General features: G+C 54.2%; 22 protein-coding genes and 1 tRNA gene. 3 read left to right on the plus strand and 20 right to left on the minus strand.

Going from position 1 to position 18,115, the window contains the following annotated elements:
• Window positions 1-33: 33 nt before the first annotated feature.
• Window positions 34-999, minus strand: a complete 966-nt coding sequence (locus KF784_12490) for a GNAT family N-acetyltransferase (protein ID MBX3119877.1) — start codon at window positions 997-999, stop codon at window positions 34-36.
• Between the two features lie 239 nt (window positions 1,000-1,238).
• Between KF784_12490 and KF784_12495 the strand changes: the two genes are divergently transcribed.
• Complete coding sequence (locus KF784_12495) at window positions 1,239-3,140, plus strand: ABC-F family ATP-binding cassette domain-containing protein (GenBank protein ID MBX3119878.1); 1,902 nt, start codon at window positions 1,239-1,241, stop codon at window positions 3,138-3,140.
• Here the strand turns inward: KF784_12495 and KF784_12500 are convergent.
• The 10 genes from KF784_12500 to KF784_12545 all read right to left on the minus strand — a co-directional run bounded on the left by KF784_12500 (window position 3,137) and on the right by KF784_12545 (window position 9,759).
• The gene (locus KF784_12500; protein ID MBX3119879.1) at window positions 3,137-3,778 is read right to left on the minus strand and encodes a hypothetical protein; all 642 of its coding nucleotides are present in this window, start codon (window positions 3,776-3,778) and stop codon (window positions 3,137-3,139) included. The two genes, KF784_12495 and KF784_12500, sit on opposite strands and share 4 nt — an antisense overlap.
• 113 nt (window positions 3,779-3,891) lie before the next feature.
• Window positions 3,892-4,701 carry a nitroreductase family protein gene (locus tag KF784_12505; GenBank protein ID MBX3119880.1) on the minus strand — a complete coding sequence of 270 codons (810 nt, stop codon included), beginning with the start codon at window positions 4,699-4,701 and terminating at the stop codon, window positions 3,892-3,894.
• A gap of 26 nt (window positions 4,702-4,727) precedes the next feature.
• On the minus strand, window positions 4,728-5,207 hold the full coding sequence (locus KF784_12510; GenBank protein ID MBX3119881.1) for a hypothetical protein: 480 nt from the start codon (window positions 5,205-5,207) through the stop codon (window positions 4,728-4,730).
• An 81-nt stretch (window positions 5,208-5,288) separates the two neighbouring features.
• On the minus strand, window positions 5,289-5,783 hold the full coding sequence (locus KF784_12515; protein MBX3119882.1) for a hypothetical protein: 495 nt from the start codon (window positions 5,781-5,783) through the stop codon (window positions 5,289-5,291).
• Window positions 5,784-5,871: 88 nt separating this feature from the next.
• Complete coding sequence (locus tag KF784_12520; protein ID MBX3119883.1) at window positions 5,872-6,204, minus strand: hypothetical protein; 333 nt, start codon at window positions 6,202-6,204, stop codon at window positions 5,872-5,874.
• 296 nt (window positions 6,205-6,500) lie between these two features.
• The gene (locus tag KF784_12525) at window positions 6,501-6,959 is read right to left on the minus strand and encodes a hypothetical protein (GenBank protein MBX3119884.1); all 459 of its coding nucleotides are present in this window, start codon (window positions 6,957-6,959) and stop codon (window positions 6,501-6,503) included.
• A gap of 30 nt (window positions 6,960-6,989) precedes the next feature.
• A complete protein-coding gene (selD, locus tag KF784_12530; GenBank protein MBX3119885.1) occupies window positions 6,990-7,913 on the minus strand; it encodes a selenide, water dikinase SelD in 924 nt (307 codons plus the stop codon).
• Window positions 7,914-8,081: 168 nt separating this feature from the next.
• A complete protein-coding gene (locus KF784_12535; protein MBX3119886.1) occupies window positions 8,082-8,663 on the minus strand; it encodes a hypothetical protein in 582 nt (193 codons plus the stop codon).
• 162 nt (window positions 8,664-8,825) lie between these two features.
• Window positions 8,826-9,440: a thymidine kinase gene (locus tag KF784_12540; protein ID MBX3119887.1), complete on the minus strand. Its 615-nt coding sequence runs from the start codon at window positions 9,438-9,440 to the stop codon at window positions 8,826-8,828.
• The gene (locus KF784_12545; protein ID MBX3119888.1) at window positions 9,430-9,759 is read right to left on the minus strand and encodes a zinc ribbon domain-containing protein; all 330 of its coding nucleotides are present in this window, start codon (window positions 9,757-9,759) and stop codon (window positions 9,430-9,432) included. The genes KF784_12540 and KF784_12545 overlap by 11 nt, the downstream gene beginning before the upstream one ends.
• A 198-nt stretch (window positions 9,760-9,957) precedes the next feature.
• On the opposite strand from KF784_12545, the gene KF784_12550 reads away from it, so the two are divergent.
• Both KF784_12550 and KF784_12555 read left to right on the plus strand, forming a co-directional pair.
• On the plus strand, window positions 9,958-11,787 hold the full coding sequence (locus tag KF784_12550) for an Rne/Rng family ribonuclease (GenBank protein ID MBX3119889.1): 1,830 nt from the start codon (window positions 9,958-9,960) through the stop codon (window positions 11,785-11,787).
• Between the two features lie 292 nt (window positions 11,788-12,079).
• On the plus strand, window positions 12,080-12,544 hold the full coding sequence (locus KF784_12555) for a hypothetical protein (GenBank protein ID MBX3119890.1): 465 nt from the start codon (window positions 12,080-12,082) through the stop codon (window positions 12,542-12,544).
• A 33-nt stretch (window positions 12,545-12,577) separates the two neighbouring features.
• Here the strand turns inward: KF784_12555 and KF784_12560 are convergent.
• From KF784_12560 to flgN, 9 genes are all read right to left on the minus strand, one after another.
• Window positions 12,578-12,652, minus strand: a tRNA-Gly gene (locus KF784_12560).
• A 34-nt stretch (window positions 12,653-12,686) separates the two neighbouring features.
• Window positions 12,687-13,199 carry a hypothetical protein gene (locus tag KF784_12565; GenBank protein MBX3119891.1) on the minus strand — a complete coding sequence of 171 codons (513 nt, stop codon included), beginning with the start codon at window positions 13,197-13,199 and terminating at the stop codon, window positions 12,687-12,689.
• 3 nt (window positions 13,200-13,202) lie between these two features.
• Window positions 13,203-14,114 carry a bifunctional riboflavin kinase/FAD synthetase gene (locus KF784_12570; GenBank protein MBX3119892.1) on the minus strand — a complete coding sequence of 304 codons (912 nt, stop codon included), beginning with the start codon at window positions 14,112-14,114 and terminating at the stop codon, window positions 13,203-13,205.
• A gap of 12 nt (window positions 14,115-14,126) precedes the next feature.
• Complete coding sequence (locus tag KF784_12575) at window positions 14,127-14,378, minus strand: hypothetical protein (GenBank protein MBX3119893.1); 252 nt, start codon at window positions 14,376-14,378, stop codon at window positions 14,127-14,129.
• Between the two features lie 198 nt (window positions 14,379-14,576).
• On the minus strand, window positions 14,577-14,783 hold the full coding sequence (gene csrA, locus KF784_12580; protein MBX3119894.1) for a carbon storage regulator CsrA: 207 nt from the start codon (window positions 14,781-14,783) through the stop codon (window positions 14,577-14,579).
• Window positions 14,784-14,879: 96 nt separating this feature from the next.
• Window positions 14,880-15,332, minus strand: coding sequence for a flagellar assembly protein FliW (gene fliW / locus KF784_12585; GenBank protein ID MBX3119895.1), 453 nt, complete (start codon window positions 15,330-15,332; stop codon window positions 14,880-14,882).
• Between the two features lie 5 nt (window positions 15,333-15,337).
• Entirely contained in the window at window positions 15,338-16,219 is an 882-nt protein-coding gene (gene flgL / locus KF784_12590; protein MBX3119896.1) for a flagellar hook-associated protein FlgL, read from the minus strand.
• Window positions 16,220-16,243: 24 nt separating this feature from the next.
• Window positions 16,244-17,617 (minus strand): flagellar hook-associated protein FlgK, encoded by a 1,374-nt coding sequence (gene flgK, locus KF784_12595; GenBank protein MBX3119897.1) that lies wholly within the window; start codon window positions 17,615-17,617, stop codon window positions 16,244-16,246.
• Between the two features lie 15 nt (window positions 17,618-17,632).
• The gene (flgN, locus tag KF784_12600) at window positions 17,633-18,103 is read right to left on the minus strand and encodes a flagellar export chaperone FlgN (GenBank protein ID MBX3119898.1); all 471 of its coding nucleotides are present in this window, start codon (window positions 18,101-18,103) and stop codon (window positions 17,633-17,635) included.
• Window positions 18,104-18,115: the final 12 nt, after the last annotated feature.

Here is an 18,115-nt window from a genome sequence, read left to right on the forward strand (position 1 = left end):
TCGGCGTTGACGAGGAGGGGGAGAAAGGCAAGGTCACAGCATCTTCTGGACCAGGATGTAATCGGTGAAGTACTTGAACCCGAGGTCCAGGTTGAGCTGATACATCGGATTGTTCTCTTCGTTGTCCGTCGTGACCGTCTTGATCCCTTTGCTCTTCGCACAGGCGAGCGAGTTCGCTTTCAGCGCGGTGGCGATCCCACGACGTCGATAATCCCGTCGCATCCCCGTCAAGCCCGTGGTAGCGAGCTTAGAATCGACAAGATTCGGGTGAATCTGCGTCCCACCGGTAACCACATCGCCATCCATCGCAACCCACAGGGAGTTGTAGTCAAGGGCGGGGTCGGCAAGTTGCTTCAAGAAGGCCTCAAAAGGCGTGTCCTTCCAGGGCTCGGGAAGCGGCACGTCGCTCATCAGGTCGCTATCCAACCGCCAATACTGATGCTGCCAAGTGTCAGGATAGCGGTCCTTAAACTGATTGAGCGTAATCAGCTCAATGCCCTGCTTTTGGACACGTTCGATAGCGCCAGAGAACCGCGAAGGATCAAACTCATCGAGTTCAAGTTTGCTTCCGGGGCACTTGAGAGTCACGCTAAAGCCCTGACCTTCGAACCAATCGCCAAACTCTGGCTTGTCGGAACGCCAATGTGAAGAGATTCGCTTTGCCCCTTCGGCAACGGCAATCTCCGAGAGCTTCTCGAAAAACTCCGCGTGTCGCTCCATGTAGCCAGGCTCCGTCAAACAAGAGACCTGGACGTTATAAATCTTTTCGACCTCTTGCCAATAAGCCTCGTGAACGGTGCCGTAAGCAACCGCTCTATCTCCATCGAACATCAGCAGCCGCTTTGAGAAGGTCCCCTCGGGCTGCATCTCCCTCCAAGACTTGGCTTGAGTGACGGTAATGGGAGAATAGATCTCCTTGGTGTTGCGAATCTTGATCGCAACTTCCCAATCTTCCAACGTTTCTAATTCACGGAATTTCAATAATGTGTTAGCGGACATAGTGACCCCTTTGGGCATTGTCGGGCAGCCAAAAAAGGCTGTAGTAAGGCGTGGAAATAAGGGGGCGAGAAGCCCTCAATCAGCGCGTGTCAACGGTTTGCGCTGTTGGAGGCGGTTGTGTTTAGTTTGGTTTTCATCATCTTTGGCACCTCCGAAAAGTTGGTGGAGAGATTATAGCCGAACTTGTGAGTTTGCGTAAGCCTTAGGGTCCCAACAGGCTCGCCGGTAAAATGAGCCCCGTGCTGCTCAACGTCTCCAGCATCCAAAAAGCGTTTGGCCCCGATGAAATACTTCGGGATGCTACGTTTCGCCTGGACCATCGCAGCAAAGTCGCCTTGGTCGGGCGGAACGGGGCTGGCAAAACAACGCTTCTGCGCATTCTCATCGGGGAAGAAATCAAAGACGGCGGCAACATTACGTGGGCAAAGGGCGCGCGCTGGGGCTACCTTCGTCAGCAGCACGACGATGAGCCCGATCAAAGCGTCTTGGAGGCGGCTTCGGAGGCGCGGAAGCACTTGCTTGACCTCAAAACCCGCCTTGATGAACTTCAGGTGCGAATTGAGGACAACCCGACCCCGGAAGAGTTGGAAGAGTATTCGGTTCTTCATGAGCACTTTATCGAGCAGGACGGCTACGATGCCGAGCGGCAAGTTCTGAATATGCTGGAGCACTTTGGCTTCAAGCCCAGTGAATTTGAAAAGCGGGTCTCGATGTTAAGCGGGGGCGAACGGACGCGTCTTAACCTGGCGCGACTACTTCTCGAAGAGCCCGATGTTCTCATCCTCGACGAGCCAACGAACCACCTGGATATGGACGCGGCCGAGTGGCTGGAAGGGTGGATTCGGGAGTATCGCGGTTCGGTGCTGATCGTTTCGCACGATCGCACATTCCTCAACAACACCGCCGAGCACGTCGTCGAACTATCCGAGGGCAAGACAAAGACCTACGTGGGCAACTACGACCGCTTTGAGGTGCTGAAGGCCGAAGAGATTGCGCGACAAGGAGAGGTAGCCCGACGCCAGCAACAGCAAATCGGGAAGATGGATGAGTTTGTGCGGCGGTTTATGAACTCCCAGCGGACCGCTCAAGCCCGAGGTCGCGAAAAGCTCATGAACCGGCTCAAGTCGCAGATGGCGGAAACGCCACAGCAGGAAAGCGCGATGGCGGCGGGGTTTGCCCAGGTCGCACGGAGTGGGGATATCGTACTCGAAGCAAAGAAATTAGGCTTTGCCTTCCCGGATGAAGAGCTTTTTCATGGCCTGGATTGGACGGTGCGCTGGCAGGAGCGATGGGGGATCATCGGTCCGAACGGGAGTGGAAAATCCACGCTGACCAAGATTGCCCAGGGTGAGCTTCCTCCGACGGTTGGCTCAATTCGAACCGGAACAAAGGTCGTTGTGGGCTGGTTTCGGCAGGACGCCGAAGATTTGGACACTGAGGCGACACCCTTGGAGACATTGGTTGACGTGTGCGGCCTTGGAGCCGCCGAAGCTCGGACAGTGTTGGGCAGGTTTCTGATCTCCGATGACGACGCGTTACGCCCGGTTCGAACGCTCAGCGGAGGAGAACGGAACAAGCTCCAACTCGCGGCAATCACGGTGATGCGGCCCAACTTGTTGATTCTCGATGAGCCGACTAACCACCTGGACATAGCTTCGCGTGAGGCTCTCGCAAAGGTGTTGAAGGACTATCAGGGGACGTTGATTCTGGTCTCCCACGACCGTTGGTTGCTCGGTGAGGTCACGAACAACATTCTTGACCTCCAGCCGTCGGGACCGAAGCTGTATCCCGGCGGCTTTAACGACTACCGGGCACGGTCGGGAGGGCAACGCTCCGTCGTTGCCGAATCCAAACAGGCACGGCAACAACAAAGCGTAGCCCGCCCAACCCTGTCCCCCCATGAGATTAGCAAGGAGATAGGGCGGCAAACGGATGCCTTGGCCAAGGCTGAACAAGCCGTATTCGATGCTGAGGCGGACCTTGCCAAGCTTGAAAGCCAAATGGCGAACCCTGACCCCAATGCCGATTTTCACGCGCTCGGGAAAAGGCATGGTGAGCTAAAGCAAGCCGTCGATGAAGCTACGGAGAAGTGGATCGCTACCGGAGAGCGGTTGGACGAACTGAAGGCAATGCAGGGCTAGCCTTTCTTGGCGGGCAGCAGGTTCTTGAAGTCGATGATGACGCGTGGGGCGTCGCTCTTGTCCTTAGCCTTGTCCGTAAAGTCGAAAACCGCCCGCGGTTTTTGGTGGGTCATGACTGAGTCGATGCTGTGCTGGTCTTTGGCATCATGCCAAGTCAGCTTTGCCATCACTTCGCCCTTTGTTTCGCTGCGGAGCTCAATGCTGATGTGAAGGCCGTTCGCACGGTCGTCTAGGCTCACCAGCGCACCATTGTTGACGATCAGCGACATGTTTTCGACGATATCCCGATCCTTTACTTCGAGCTTTATATCAAGCTGGATTTTGACGGGCTCGACATCGAACCGCTTGACCAGCTCTTCAAGAGCCTTCAAGTCCTCCTCATTGCCTCGGGCGATGATGCTGTTGTCGGTTGGGTCGTGACTGATGAAATCGACAGACCCAAGGTTTGCCTGATTGATCACTTTAACTAGTGTGCGATAGACGGAGTTGGCGGTTGTTCGACTAACGCGGATCTTCTTAAACTGTTTTGACTGCTGGCTGGTCTCCAGTTCCGTTTTGAAAGCAACCGCAGGCGCAGGTCCGGGATTGCCCGAACTTACGGCGACGGCGACGCATGCAACGATTGTAGTGATCAGCATAAAACCCTCACTAACTGGAGGGATTCTACGCTGCTAAAGTTCGCTGCTGACGTCAGGGTGCAGGCATCCTTCCTGCGCCAAAAGCGGCGCTGAAACGCCGCACTCCATAAGCGCTACCTCTTTGCAAATCCCTGTTTCTGAATAAATTCCTTCAACACCATGCGCCCAGACATGCTTCGCTCGCTGCCGTTGACCCTCTTGCCCGACCGCATCGACCAGGTCACCTCTCCCTTCATGCCTTGGCTCTCATAAAACGCCTGCATCCGCGCATCATATTCGGACACATCCACATCGCTTTGATAAGCCTCACGGAACCAAACGGCATCCGGGCTGAGCTTGGGCTTGATCTCAGCGGTCAAGGGCTCCTCGGGCCAACCGACACAAAGCCCAAACGGGGAAAAGACGTGCTCGGGGAGATTTAGGAGTTGCTGGACTCCGGGCGGATCATTGCGCATCGCACCGATATAACAGATGCCCAATCCAAGCGATTCGGCGGCGCAGACCATCCTCTCTGCGGCGAGGGCCACATCGACCAAGGCCATGATAAAGAACTCTTCGTAGTCCAGACCTGCCGGGTCTTCACCTACTTGTTTTGCCGCTTCGATGAGGCGGTGATGATCGGCAAGGAATGCAAAGAACCAAGCTGCTTCCCGTACCTGGCTCTGGTCGGCGCAGAGCTTGGCAATCGCCTCGCGGCGTTCCGGCTCTTGTACGCTGACCACGGACCACAATTGCAGATTGCTGCTCGTTGCCGCGCTTTGAGCTGCCGCGATCAAGCCTTGGACGGTGGCTTCTGGCACCGGATCGGGCTTGTATTTGCGCACAGAGCGGTGGTTTAAGAACTTGCCTAGATCGGGAAGGTCTGGGGGCGGATCGGTGCCGAGGCGAGCGTTCCACGCCGCTTGAGGAGTTTCGTCGAACATCTGCCTAGAATTGTGGCACGGACGGGTTAGTTGAACTGCTCGGCTGTTGCGGGGAGATCGCCCACGGCTATATCCACAATCCTCCAGTCGTTCTCTCCGTTGCGTCGAAGCGTTAGTACCAGCAGTGCGTTCTTGTAGGCACACTGCATCTCGGCCCTGTACTTAAAATCGACTTTGGTGCCTTCCCCAGGCTTTAGGGCGACGCTGACACGCTTTTGGGTGACGGAGCCATAGGTGCCGTTCCACTCGGCGAATTTTTGACCATTCTCGGGCGCGCTCCACGAGGATTGAACTGACGGATCAAGAGCAGACTGCAAGTTCTCAAAGTTCCAGTTAGTAAAGATGTCGGCCACGTACTTCGACCCGGCCTCTCGCGCCTCACGCATATATGCCGCGTTGTCTTTAAATCCGACGATCTTATCCTTGATTGTTTGATAATTGACGGCAACGATAAGGATAGCGCCGAGAATGAGCGACCAGAGGATTATGCGTTTGGCGAGGGACATTGTTCTGCGTCTCCGATTAGAACTTGCTTCTCATGCTATTACTTTTGTCAATGTTGTGCAACAGGCGAACGCCAAATGAACCTACAAGGAAGTCTCGCTGCTCCCGGTAGAGTCCAAAACCCTCAGATCGTAAATCGACCACTTGTCACCACGCTTGCGCAGAATCATGTTCATATGCGCAACCTTCTTTTGAAAGACAACACCCGCAGAATAAGCCACTTCAGTGTAGGTGCCTTCCTCGGTCGTCGATTTAAACCTGTAGGCCATGGTTGAGCCGGAGAAGGAAACGGCTGATCCATATTCCGAGTTGAGCTCTTCAACGATCGGTTGAATGGTTTCCAAGGTATAGCGACCCTTGACCGATTCATCAAGCATGTCAAAAATTGCCTGTGCGCTCCAGGGTTGAGCGACTTTCCTAAGGATGGTGTCACCCTCGGCCTGTGCCTCCTGCATGACCTTGCCGCCACGATTGGCCATGATATAGGCACCTCCACCAAAGATGGCGGCCACCCCGCAGCAGCCAAAGACAAGCACTCCGGCAATGATCCAAAGGACTAGCGCATTCGATTTTTGCATTGCTTCAAAAAGACGGACTGTGTGGTTTCACAGAGGGTTGCAAACACCTCGCAAACACGCTATCCGAAAGTACTGACAACAGACTTTCTCACAGGCTGCCTTTCGTTGAGTTGGGCCCCATCACGCTAACCGATTCTAAGTACCAGTTACTGCCTCTCTTAGTCAAAATAAGCAGCACTTGGGCTTGAGACTTCTCGAACAGAGCTTCGCCTATGTACTCCGCCTCAGAGAAAGAACCTCCGGCATCCAATAGATCGGTATAGCTATTGATATCCCCTTTAATCGAAACCAGCGCCCCAAACTCTTTTTCATAGGCGACAGCAATCTTTTGGGCTTTCTCAAGTACCATCGGATTCGCTGAGTAGGGGTCGGCCATTGACGCCATCTTCTGCGCATCCCAAGGTTTGGCAATCTTCATCATGATGTCGTTGCCAACGTTATATGCTGAGCTTACGGCAGAGCCTCGATTGTATAAGACAAAACCAATGATTCCAATGAAGAGGCAAAACCCGAAGGCTAATGTTCCAACTATGACCCAAATTAGAGTATTATTTCTTGGCTTCACGATCAACTTCCGCAAAAAACGCTACGTTATCTTAGCCTAAGAAATTTAGAATACAAAATGTTTTCGCTCGTGTATTGCTTGTTCAGGTTCTGAGGGACCGACCAAGTCTTCTTTAATCAAGCATCATACTGCTTGAGTTGCAACTGCTCTTACTAAGAGCCAGGCGGATTAATCCTGAACGTGTTGAAGTACCAATTGCCATCGCGCTGAATCAAAGTCATTCCAATCTTTACTCGTCCCTTTTCGAATTCGGCATCACCTATATACTGGGCGTCGATGTGGGGTCCGTTCATGTCGCTTAGTTTTGAAATGTCCTTGATCTCACCCTTTACCGACTTTAGAGAACCATAGGTCTTGTCCATAGAGGAGGCAAAGTTTACGCAACCCCCAAGTGCCCACGGTAGAGGAGTTTTGGGATCTAACAATGAGTACATTTGCAGTCCATCCCAGGGTTGAGCTATTTTGGTCAAAAGCTCATCACCAGCGTTGATCGCGGCTCGTTCTGTGGCGTACTCCGGCAATACTAAAAAGCCAATGACACCGCTGATAATGCCAAGCCCAACTGCTATGCCGATACAAACTTGTACAACTGGAGACTTGCCCTGCGACATACCGTTACCCTAATCGTATGCTAACACAGATTAGCGGATCGATATCGTTGGCTCTGAACTTCTTAAGACCTCTCCAATACAATCGTAACCTTCGATCGGAGTTTTGCTGAAGAGAGCAAGCCCTCCGCTGGTCTGAGGGTCGCAAACGAGAGCTCGCATCGTGTCGGAGATTTCCGCTTGAAAGTCCAAGGCTTTGCCAATAAACTCTGCGTTCTTTCTTGCGCCGCCCGTCGTATGCCCCCGCTCGATCATGCCTATCACGCCAGGCAGGATCGGCAAGGACGCTGAATCAATCTGGATGTGAACGCTTGAGGCTCGTGCGATATTGTAGAGGTGTCCCGCAAGACCGAAGCCTGTGATATCTGTCGCGCAAGATACACCGGCGGCAGCACCCCTTTCGCTGGCGTCCTTGTTCAAGGTGGACATCCAGCGGATGGCTTCGTCAAGCTCTTCCTTTGTGCAGTCGTCGGACTTGGCGGCTGTTGTAACGACGCCCGTTCCAAGCGGTTTGCTTAAATAGATCTTGTCGCCTGGAGAAGCAGTGTCGTTCGTGAACATCTTTTTGGGGTCAACAAGCCCGGTTACGGCCATGCCAAACTTGGGTTGATCGTCTTCAACGCTGTGCCCACCCATGACAACCGCTCCGGCTTCCACAGTCTTCTCGAATGCGCCGAGAAGAATATCGGCCCATACTTCAGGTGGGGCGGCGGTGGGGTTGAAGCAAGCGATATTGAGCACCGTTAAGGGCTTGCCTCCCATGGCATAGATGTCGCTCAGGGCGTTCGCCGCCGCAATCGCTCCGTAGGAATAAGGGTCGTCAACGATGGGAGTAAAGAAGTCGACTGTCTGGACCAGAGCTTGATGTTCAGACAGCGCGAAGACACCCGCATCGTCCCGGGTTTCAAAACCCACGAGCAGGCCAGGGTGAGTCACGGATGGGAGTCGTCGGAGCACGTCCGACAGTTGGGTCGGGCCCAACTTACTCGCTCAACCGGCGCAATTGACCATGTGCGTTAATCGCATCGGGTTGAGTTTACTGCTTAATCGGAGTGTCGGGCTTGTAAGACATGGCGGCTGTCTCTCCCTTGGCTAACAATGGTGAGACAGCCGCACTAAGACTTCCTACACTCTGGTACGTTCGCGTGTCGTATTGACTAAAGCAACGGGTTCAATCGGGCGGTCAAGCTCAGCTTTGCCACGATCAATCGCGGTGACAACCTTGCCGACAACACCCTCAAGTTTGGAGAGCACGTCGTAGGCGTAGTTTTCTGCTCCGCGCCGCACGGCTGCAGCATCTTTGTCGGCGGAGTTTCGTATCTCTTCGGCCTGCGCCTTTGAAAGCTTTAGTATTTCGCTCTCAGAGACCATACGCTCCTGCTGCTGTCTGCCCTGCTCGATCGCGCGATCTGCCTCCACGCGCCCTTCGGCGATGATGCGCTCAGCCTCTTTCCGTGCGTCAGCCAAGGCACGTTCAGCCTCACGCCGAGCCACTTCAACCGTTTGGTCGGCATCGTGCTTGGCGGTGTCGACGATCCTTTCGGACTCGCGAACGCGCGCTACTGCTTGCTTCAGCTCGGTAGGCAGGGAGGCGCGGATCTTGGCGATCTGCATCTGGATCTCCTCTTGATCGAGGCCCCAGTAAAGTTTCGTGCCCAAGATTTGTTTCGGCCGCTCGACGGCCATATCGTTGAGCTGTTCGAGCATTCTTAAGATGTCCACAATAATGTTCCCCAGAAAGCTCCCGTGAGTTCGGTGTTCAGGTTATTTTGCCACCCTAGAGACGAAACCGCGCCAACAATCTTTCCACCTTGGGACGAAAGCTGTGGAAAACACCAGTACGGACAAGGATGATATCGAGTTGCAGACTCACTGCTCCGAGTCATCCTTCGAATCAGGCTTACGCTTTCGTACGCCCCGAAGTTTGAAACAGTTCCGACACCGGGCCTCGTAACTCTCGGTGGCGCCGATAAGAACAATGGGATCGTCAATGTGCGCTGGCTGCCCGTCAACGATCCGGTAGGTGTGGCTCGCGGGATTGCCGCAATTCACACAGATCGCACGAAGCTTAATGACTTCATCTGCTACGGCGAGCAACTTGGGCATCGGGCCAAATGGCTTCCTGCGAAAGTCTTGGTCTAGCCCGGCGCAGACGACGTGCTTCCCCTTGTCGGCAAGTTCGACGCATAGATCAACTATGGAGTCATCGAAGAACTGTGCCTCTTCGATACAGATGACTTGTGACTCCTGAGCAATCTTGTTCTCAAGTTCGGCAATGGAGGACACGGGGATAGCCTCAAGTTTGACGCCCATGTGGGTGACGACCATGGATTCGTGATAACGGGCGTCGATGACTGGCTTAAAGACTTGAACCTTCTTTTTGGCGTAGAGTGCCCTGCGAGCCAAGCGAATCAGCTCTTCGGATTTGCCCGCAAACATGCTTCCGCAAACGACTGTGATCTGGCCTACGGGCTTACTCTTCATCGTCGAGCTTGCCCTCCATATCGGCTTCGAACATCGCCTCAAGGTCTTCCGACATGTCGTCGTCCATGGCCTTGCCCATCTCTTTGGCAAGAGTTCGCATTTGTGAGGGGCTGTCTGGTTCCCCCATCGTTTCCAGATGGTCGGCGATCTCGTCAACCCGAGCATCCTCCGAACGGCCCCGTATAAAACGGCTCACGAGACGGGCAACGTCACGGCTGTCGCAGTGGGGACAGGCTTCGTCGTCAGGTTCGGCGGTCATGCCGATCAACGCTTGAAACCGCTTTCCGCAGGCTTGGCATCGGTATTCGTAGATAGGCATGGAGAGAACTCAATATACCGCCGAATTCTGGGCCTAAATGAGGATGGAGGTTGACAGGTAGAATGCACACGACTGGCACAAGAAGAGTGCGATTGAGGACTGTAGCGATTTCGGCCAAAACCAGACCTCTCGTGCTCGGGGAACGATCTCCGCTAAATCCCCTGCCCGCCAAAAACTATAACGAATTTGAGGCATACCATGCGCAATCAGCGCACCACAAACAAGACAAAGCAAACTGCCCGATCAGGGCGATCTACTCGGCAACCCAGACGAACTCCGGTCGTTCGAACTCCCGCACTCAACCCAAAGGTCGAGATCGTTGTCAACTGCACCGATCGTGAAACACGCATCGCGATGCTTGAAGACGGCAACTTGATGGAGTATCGCGTCGAGCGAGAAGAGCGCGTTGTCGGCTCCATCTTTAAGGGAATCGTACAGAATGTTCTCCCCGGCATGGACGCCGCCTTCGTCGATATCGGCCTGGAGCGAAACGCGTTCCTTTACGTTGCCGACATTATTCCTGAGGATTTGAGTGACAACTCCCCCGCGTCAATGAAGCGATCTGAGCTTCGACGCCGCAAGATCGCTGACCTTCTCCGATCTGGCCAGCAGCTGATGGTTCAGGTCACGAAGGGCCCTCGCGGCACCAAAGGCGCTCGCGTGACAACAAGAATTTCTTTGCCAGGCCGTTACGTTGTGCTGATGCCCGAGGCTCTGCATGTTGGAGTGAGCCGAAAAATCGAAGACCGGTCCGAGCGAGATCGCCTGAAAAGGGTCGGCGAGAAGATCTGTCCGGAAGGGTACGGGCTCATCATGCGCACCGAGTGCGAAGGCCGCACTGAGACCGAGCTGAAGCAGGATACTTATTATCTCGTCCAGCTCTGGCAGCAGGTCATGGTGAATGCCAAGCGCGTCCATGCTCCAGCATCGGTTCACAAAGATCAGACTTTGCTTTACCGGACCATCCGCGACATGTTTGGCGATGAGATGGACCGGATGGTGCTGGACGATCCCGACGAGTACGAAAAGGTTCACCTCGTCAGTAGTTTGGTCGCCCCCAACTTGCGCGACAAGATTGATCTCTACGACAAGGACGCTCCCATTTTTGATGCCTACGGGATCGAGAATGAGTTAGACAGGCTCCTTCAGCATAAGGTTTGGCTTCGGTCCGGCGCTTACCTCGTTGTCGACGAGATGGAAGCCCTCACTGCTATTGACATCAACACAGGCAAGCAAGTGGGTTCGACGTCGCTCAACGACACGATCCTCCGCGCAAACCTTGAGGCCGCAGAAGAGGTTTGCCGTCAACTCCGATTGCGCGACCTCGGTGGCATCATCGTCATCGACTTTATCGACATGGAGTCGGAAGAGGATCGCAAGCGAGTCATTGAGCATTTTAAGGCCATGCTCGCGAGGGATCGTGCACGAACGCGTGTGGGCCGGATTTCTTCCCTTGGACTAGTTGAGATCACTCGCAAGCGAACAGGCGAATCAGTAACGGAGTCAACGACCGAAGAGTGTCCGATGTGCATCGGACGCGGTCGTATTCCTTCAAAGGAGACGGTTTCAATCTGGATTGAGCGTGATATGTGGCGCAAGATCACCGACCCGGGCAACGCATTCCTTGTCGAATGCCACCCTGCGGTAGTCGAGGCTCTGATCGGCATAGACGGCGAGAACGTTGAAGAGATGGAGCACGAGATGCGACGAGGCATTTTCATCCGTGCAAACTTCGACATGGAGTACGAGGAGTACGAAATCACCTCAACGACACTCGATAAGGTTGAGCGGAAGTATATGGGCTATCGACGGGCGCAGGTGGTCGAATGCAACGTCCGCCGATCCGCCTTTGAAGCCACCAACAAGATCGTGGGTTGGACCGATAACGGGTACTACATCGAACTGATGGAAGCCCAGGATTACATCGGTCAGCGGGCCAAGGTCTGTTTGCAGGATATCCGGCGTTCGTTTGCGGTTGCCGACGTCATCCTGCCGGGTGTGCCGACCCAGAGCCGCAGCATCACTTAGACAAAGAAAAGGGCCGACACTCCCCAAACCAATCTCTGAAAGAGATTGCCGCGAAGCGTGCCGGCCTGATGTTGCGTTCACCGCCTCCCCTTGGGGTGAACTCTGCAGTCTGCAGAACATCTTGAGCAGGATTAGCGTATCCCAGGATTTGGCGTTTGCCAACGGTTTGCATGCAAGTCCGTCAAATAAGTACAAAGATTCTTTGATTGGGGCATCTTTGACCGTCGTGTGACCCTCCCGCTGACCCTATTTAGGACTGTCCTCGAACCCGAATCGAGTATCCTTAACCGCGATGGATTCGATGCACTATCTGACCGTTCAGGACGTTCTGTGGATCAACTACCAAGTCACGAAAAAGGTCCAGACCTTTGCGTATGCCAAGTTAGAAGAGGCCACTTTTTATCAGTACGGCTACGGCGCATCGAAAAACTTGCGAGGGCAAGCGGCACGATTTATCGAAGGCTTCCTCAAAATGGCTCCGCTGGAAGCGGGCAACGAGGCAACCGCATTCATTGGCCTGCTCGCGTTTGTGAGAATGAACGGCCACAACCTGAAGCTATCGGACGCTCAAGGCGCTGATTGGCTAAAGGCAATCGCATCGGGTCAGACGAAGGCTATAGATGCGCTGGAATCCGCCATTTCCCAATCTACAGACGGGCATCATGGGCTCCAGCCGGATGCTCATGCCATTTGCGAAGCCATCATCGAAGAGTTTCCGCAAACCATCGCCAGCCTAACCCCCACGAATGTCGTGTGATTGCCGATCGCGGTAGCTGACCGAATTATTTCCTGGAGCGGGTGACGAGATTCGAACTCGCAACATCAACCTTGGGAAGGTCGCGCTCTACCATTGAACTACACCCGCTCAGAGTCTTATTCTATACGATTTGAAGAGTGTCTTAGAACCCCGAAAATCCCGAGAACCCGGACGCTGTTCCGGCAAGTTCGTCAAGCGATTCACTGGGTACACGAACGTTCTTAAGCCGCCATTGCTTGCCTGGAATAATGAGCCATCGTGTTGTCGTTTCCTTTTCAAACTCCATCTCGACATTTTTGACGGTGAGCGCCATTCCTGGGAGGCCAAAGCTCACCTTTGCATCAGCGGTGATCAAAGCGCGTTCTCCATTGATGGAAGGCTCTTGATTCGAAAACTCGACGTCAGGCTTCTTTTCTCGGACGTATCGGGCGATTTGGGACATGTTGACCTGCATGGAGTCATTGACCGTCATCTCTTTGCTCATCAGGTCAACAACGCTGCCAGGGCGGCCTTCCTTTCCGGCGAGAACAGCCTCTGCTAGAGCGGCACGGATCAACTCTTTGTCGGAGGATTGGGGCGCGAAAACGACGAATCGGAGAAGTAAGACAACAGCTACCGTCGAAGCGATCATCCAGAACAGCTTGCTTTTGTTCATCGATTAACCAGCGATGCGCGCTAATGCCACATCGCTCTCCATCTGTACTTTTAACGCTTCAACGGAGTCAAATCGTTCTTCGTTGCGAAGTCTTTTTAGAAACCTAAGCGACATTGATGTTCCGTATAGGCTGGTTCCGGGGAAATCAAGCAAGTAGGCTTCGATTGTTCGCTGCCCATCGGATTCGATGGTTGGGCGGACGCCGATACCAACGGCAGCACGGAAAACGCCAAAATCGGTTTGGGCTTCGCAGGCATAGACGCCATCGCGAGGAACTGCTTGATTGAATGAGCGAGCGAGGTTTGCAGTGGGGTAGCCGATCGTCCGACCTAATCTCTGTCCCGGCACAACCACGCCAAATAGCTCGAACGGTCTCCCCAGCCAGCGTCTGGCATGCTCAACCCTCCCATCCAAAATCGCAGCGCGAATCGCACTACTGCTTACCCGCAAACCATCAAGCTCAAACGGAGGGACAATGGTGGTCTCGATACGCTCCTTGAGCCATTCTGCGGTACCAAGACGCCCGTGCCCAAATGCAAAGTCGTGTCCGACAACTATCGCGCTCGCTCGCAGCTTATTCACCAAGATTGTCTGATAAAAATCTTCGGCGGAGGTCTGGCTTAGATCGTACGTAAAGGGGAGCATGACGGTGACGGCAACGCTCAGGCTCTCAAACATTCTCAGATTGGCTGGGATTGAAGCGATGGCAGGTGGGCAACGCTCGGGTGCGAGAACGGCAGCGGGATGTCGGTCAAAGGTAACGAGGATCGCGGGCTCTTGGGCTTCGCGGGCGTGGCTCACCGACTGCCGTATGACCGCTTGGTGTCCGAGATGGACCCCATCGAACGTACCCACACAGACAAGAGCTTTTGGCCACTCCGCCTGAAGTTGGTCGACACCGAAGTGAACCTGCATGCAGGCACGATTTTACCGAGACTTGCGCGAAAGCCACACGCGCTGCAGGATGAGGACAATACCCAGGAAGCCGACTTGAACAAAAAGAGTCGCTATTAGAGTGTCCCAACGATGCCAGATGTAGAGCGTTTTCCCAAGCTCGCTCACAACCTGAATCGAGTCCTTCGAGGTAGTCGCCATGGAGACGATCATTGCCATTAACGCGATGTGCATGGGTGGCAAGAGCAACAGGTGCCAGCGATTCAACCGCCTGGGTTCGAACATTGGTCTCATCAGGCTGCTGAGAAGTGCAACGGCGCAGCTGCCAGCTCCGGGAACGGTGATAGAGAGGAGCAATGATTGATCTGTGAGGCCGGAGATTTCCGCGCGAAGCGACCACCATGCGACTGGGATACTTGCGATGAGCAAGACAATGGATAACGCAACGGCAAAACCCAACCCGTGGTCTTGCTTCATCCGTGTTTACTCCGGAACATCGTCGGGGCTGACTTCGGTGGATTGCACGTTCTCGACCTGAATCTGATCGTAAATCTCTTTGCGATGGACGGCAACATTTTTCGGAGCGCGTATCCCAAGCCGGACCTGTTCGCCACGGACTTCAAGCACGACAACTTCTACTTCGTCTCCGATGATAATGCTCTGATGTACTTTTCGCGTCAGAACCAGCATGCTCGTTCGCCCTCCGTGGCTGTAGTGAGCCGGAACCGCTCCAAGCTCAGTCCTTACACTATACTCCGGACTGAGCCTGGCTAGGTTGAAAAACCGCTACGCAGCGGTAACAGCAGGCTGTTTTTGAGACGCCTGGAGTGTAACACTGCTCGTCTCGACGACGAACTGTCGGCCTTGCCGATTCTCGAGGTTGATGACGATTGGCCCAGCAAGGTTGAGCGTGAGCTTGTCTGGCTCGCCCTTGGGGATGGAGACAGTCGTGAGAAGCATCATTGATGTCTCCGCTGTGATCTGCATCTCAAACGTGTCTTCATCCTCAATCTCGACGGAATAGCCGTCGATAAACTGCGACGGATCCGCAACCAAAAAGGCGATAGCCGGTTCCTCGATGGACTGTAGCCATCGGAACTTGCTCTCAGGTTTGTGAGAGACGATAAGAAAGTGTGTGAGGTGATCGAATCCAATCATTCCGCGATCAAACTCGATCACGTCTTCATTGAGATATTCGACACTTCCGAAACGTGTGCCGCTAAGTTGATTTATGCTCATGGTTATCACTGAATAAAGTCCATCAGACTGAGCCTAAATCCCTGGCTCGCGACATTGAGGGCCGCGGTGTACGCGGTTTCGGCGGCTTGATACTTCATGATCGCCTCCGCCATGTCGACTTCTTCCGTGTCGGAAATCGCTTTTGTAAATTCGTCGGACCGGCGTTGCATCATTGCGAGACCAGTTTCGACTTCTTTGAGCTTTGCGCCCACCTTTCCACGCTCATAGTTAAAGCCATCCATCGCGCCTTGAAGCGCAGGAATGTCTATTCCGCTCAGAGCGCCTGTGTCACCCGAGGTGAGGTGATTCTTGAGCTCTTCGAGATTGTTGTAGGCATCCGCCATCTTTTGAGCAACGACCGAGTTGATCTGGATCGTCTGCCCTGGCGCACTCTCGACAAAGACTTGCGTATTGCCTCCGTTCACTTGGACGACACCGCCAACCAGTGTCAAGGGTTGTTGATCGGAGGTCTGTCCCGCAAAGAGATACTTTCCGTTCGGTCCACGACTGTTTGCCGTATCCAAGAGCCTCTTCTGGATCTGTTGAATCTCTTCAACCATACCAACTCTGCTTGTCTGATCGGTAGCGCCGTTCGCTCCTGATACGGCGAGTTGATAGGCACGGCGCAAACCGGTGACGGTTTCCTCAAGCGCGCTTTCCGTGAACTTCATGAAGGTCGCTCCTGTTTGGAGGTTCTTCATGTACTGATTCGAGGCGTCGCGCATGTTTCCGAGCTTGAGGATATTGCCGGTACCGAACGGATCGTCGCTTGGCTGGTTCACCCGCTTTCCAGTGGTCACGGCACGTTGGGCGGCAAGATAGCTCTCTTGCGCCTTCGCGATGTCTCGCGAGTACGTTTCGTATTGGTATGCCGTAGAAATTCTCATTGCTTACCCCAGTGAAATTACCGGTTACCGGACCATATTGATAATATCTTCGGTTACTTGGTCGAGGATTGAGAGGGTCTTGGCTGCAGCTTGGTAGCTTCGCTGAAGTTTGAGCATGTTTGCCATCTCATCATCGAGCGATACTCCGCTGATGCTTTGTATCTGCGTTTGGATTTGCGCGATCACTGCCCCTTGAGTTCCGTAGGCCGACGCAGCGGCTTGACTATCGCGTCCGACTTGGGCCACGTAGTCACTGTAGAACCCTCCAAAGGTGAGGTTTCCAAGCCCCGCTTGGGTGGCGTCTCGGAGCTGAGACAACGAAAGGGCAAGGTAGCCATCTCCGAGATTTCCAGAGGTTCCGCTGGAGATATTGTTCGGATCGTTTTGGATGAGTTTTTCGAGCTTAAAGTCCATCGCTCCCGTCGAAGCAGGATCGAAGAAGGCGATATTGGTCGTGCCATTCGGGTTGGTGCCCGCGAGGTGCATGGAATTAACCCGATCACGAAGCTCGTTTGCGAAGGTATCCAGTTTTCCTTGGTAGCTCGCAACCTGGTTGAGGGTATCGAAGATGCCCCTGAGCTTTCCAGACTTCACGGCAAACGACGTCATCCCGTTCGAGACGGTGTTTGTCGAGAGGTCATAGGTTCTTGGTATTCCATGAGCCCCACCAGCATCGACCAACGAGAATTGGCCCATGTACACCACGTAAGAGCCGTCATCCTGCTCGAATGTGTTGACGGGCACGAGTTTCCCAAGTTGCTCGACAGCCTGATCACGCTGATCGAGGAGGTCACTGGCTGCGCCATTCACGCCTCCCTTCTGCTTAATTTCAAGGTTGAGCTGGGAAATCCGCTTTGCCAAGTCGTCGATTTGGTTAAAGGTTGAGTTCAGTTCGCCAATCGCCTGAGTGCTTACTCGGCTGTAGTCATTCGAGAGATTGCGAATGCGCATGGACAGGGTGTCGCCCGCAGTCTGAACCTGTCGTCGTGCCTCGGCGTCGCTCGGGTTTGAGGCGAGCCCCGACCAAGCGTTCCAGAACTTGTTCAGTGCATCGTTGATCCCGTTCGGCCCAGGCTCGTTGAGCAGTGGCTCGATCTGCTGCATCGACGATGCGAGCGTTTGGTAACGTCCCAAGTCCGCCTGTGCACCAACGCTTCTCTCTTGCAAAAACATATCGCGAATGCGATTAACACCGCTAATGGTAATGCCATTGCCGAGCCCGAATGGCTGCCCCGCTCCGAAGAACGTCGTTGGCTGCATCTGGGCGTACTCGACCGTTTGTCGCGAATAGCCAACGGTGTTGACGTTCGCGATGTTGTGGCCGGTGACATCGAGGCCGCGCTGGAAAGCCCGGAGCGCCTGCGACATCATCCCTATTCCGTGAAATGCATTGGGCATGGCAGTCTCCTTGGCTTAAGCCGCCTGGTTGATGAGAACGGCGGCGTGTGTCGGCTTCTCGTAAGGTGTCTTCGTTTCCGAAGCGGTCTTGGCGATCAGCGTCAGCGTTCCGTTCACATAGGTCAGTTCGTTCTGAATCAGGGTCTTGTTCTTCGCGAAAACGTTCTGCACGTTTCGGGAAGCGACGATGACTCGGTTTGCGAGAGCTTGAACCTGCTGCGCTTCGGCCTGTTCCAGGACCTGCACCAAGCTTCGAAGATTGGGCTCGGCGCCCGCTTCTTCGGCCAGCTTCTTTGCGCAAGTTGCAGCTTGTTCGTCGATGGCTCGCATCTTTTCTGTCAGAGTGTCGAGTTCGGGTTGAATTCTCTCCACGCGTTCGACGTCACGGAGCGTTAGCGCCGCAGTCTGTTCATGTAGCGAACGGAGCAATCGCTCCGAAGTGCTGAGCCAATCCCACCACAGTGTTTGTAGTTCACGCGTTTGCATGTCTTCTCCTTG

It is taken from the genome of Fimbriimonadaceae bacterium (assembly GCA_019638775.1).
Lineage (GTDB): Bacteria > Armatimonadota > Fimbriimonadia > Fimbriimonadales > Fimbriimonadaceae > JAHBTD01.